The sequence below is a fragment of the Protofrankia symbiont of Coriaria ruscifolia genome, assembly GCF_900634745.1.
Taxonomy (GTDB): Bacteria; Actinomycetota; Actinomycetes; order Frankiales; family Frankiaceae; genus Protofrankia; species Protofrankia californiensis.
In genome coordinates, this window is record NZ_CAAAFR010000004.1 from 5,205 (window position 1) to 6,951 (window position 1,747).

Consider the following 1,747-nt stretch of genomic DNA (forward strand, 5'->3'; position numbering starts at 1 on the left):
TTTCAGCGGTCTCCTAGATTGTTCATGGGGTTGGTGGGGTTCCCCGAGTGATCAACGGGGAGCATTTTTGATCTAGGTTTCCTGTCTGTGGGCAGGGGTGGGGTGCGACGGTCGTGTCGCGGCGCCGGGTCCACGGCCCGGGGGTTCTTCCATGCTCGTAGGGCTGGGGGAGGCCGGTCAGGTTATGGCGGGCAGCGCCCGGATCCGGGTCCAGCCGTCGACGATGGTGTCGGTCCAGGGCCAGTCCGCGCGTAGGTGCAGCCAGCGTTTCCGCTGGCCGCGGGTGAGCCGGGCGGGCAGGTCGAAGACCCGGAACCGCAGCAGCTTCAGTGAGGCGTTGCGTAGCGCGCCGGGGGCGAGGCCCAGCCAGCGGTAGGCGGCGAGCAGGTTGCCGGCCAGCAGCACGATCTGGGTCCACGTCTTGTTGATGTCCCAGTGCCGTGACGGCCAGCGGTCCAGTCCGAGTGCCTTGCCCTGCTTGACGTCGTTGTCGACATGGACGTGGGAGCGGTGGCGGGCGTCGAGCCAGGCGAGCTGGCCGGTCTTCGCGTTGACGGCGATCAGCTGGTAGCGCCGGCCGAGTTCCTTCTCCCGCGCACAGGCCCGTTTCAGGTACTTCGGGTGTAGCGGCTCGTCGCGCACCAGGATCCGCAGGCCGGGGATCTTCTCCGTCCAGGCGGACAGGTCGAGCAGGCCGGTCAGCTCGGCGACGAACGTGTCCTCGACCGGCGTGCCGTCCTGGTCGATTCCCTGGGTCCAGGCCTTCTTCGGGAGCGTGGCGATCGCGTCCATCTCCACGTCGGTGCACGACCAGCCGACCGAGAACTCCCAGCGGCGGCCCCGTTTCCCGCCGCCCGAGGCGATGTGTTCGAGCAGCTGGTGGGAGAAACCCGCCCCGTCGAGGCGGATGAGCATCCGGTGGCGGTAGGCGCCCGGGATCCGTTCGACCGCCCTGGTGAGGGTGGCGATGTTGTCAGCGGCGTCGTTCGAGGTGGCGTTACCCGGTCGCGGATCGATGACCAGCAGGTCGTCGGTGTTGTCGCGGGTCGCCAGGTTCGGGCAGAAGCCGATACCACCCTTGTAGGTGGCCGCCGCGTTCTGTTTGTTCGCGGAACCGGCGAGCACGAGCGTCGCGTCCAGGTCGACCACGGTGATCCCGGTCAGCTCCTTACCGGCGACCGTCAGCCAGGGGAACCCGTCCGGTCGGGCTGCCAGCAGCCCCCACCAGTACCGGCGGAACACCGCGACGGCCTGGTTCAGCCGGGCGAGGGTCTGTTCGCCGGCCTCGTTCAGGAACCGCCAGACCGTCGGGGTCGAGGCGACCGGGCCGGTCACCGGGGCGAGGTGGCGTAGGCCCTGGAGGTCGCTGATTGCCTCCCCGCCCGGCAGCAGCGTCACCGCGAGGTCGACCGCCAGCTGGCCCCGGTCGTAGACCGGGGTGAACCCCCGCCGAGACCACGCCGCGGACAGTCCGGCCCGCAGGCCGGATTTCTCGGCCAGAAGCCGGATCGGTAGCACCCCGACCGAGGCGACAAGCCGGTCGTCGTCGCCGACGAACTCGAGTCGATCAGCCCACGCGGCGCATGGCATAGCCTGCACAGAAGAGGTGCACCCGCCTCAGCAAGAAGTGATCCTAGACAAATCACATCCTTGCAGGTCAGGTGCACCTCGATCACGTTTCGGCCAGGTCAGCCCCCCACATCACCGACCCCGGTGAAAGACGGAGGCTGGTGAACGACCGCGGCGT

1 protein-coding gene is annotated in these 1,747 nt (G+C 68.7%); it reads right to left on the bottom strand.

From position 1 onward, the window contains the following. Positions 1-177: 177 nt before the first annotated feature. The gene (locus tag CV1CTNOD_RS00165; protein WP_207386070.1) at positions 178-1,590 is read right to left on the bottom strand and encodes an IS1380 family transposase; all 1,413 of its coding nucleotides are present in this window, start codon (positions 1,588-1,590) and stop codon (positions 178-180) included. Positions 1,591-1,747: the final 157 nt, after the last annotated feature.

Coding starts and splice junctions, on each gene's coding strand:
- CV1CTNOD_RS00165 (WP_207386070.1), bottom strand. CDS start 1,590: ATGCCATGCGCCGCGTGGGCTGATCGACTCGAGTTCGTCGGCGACGAC.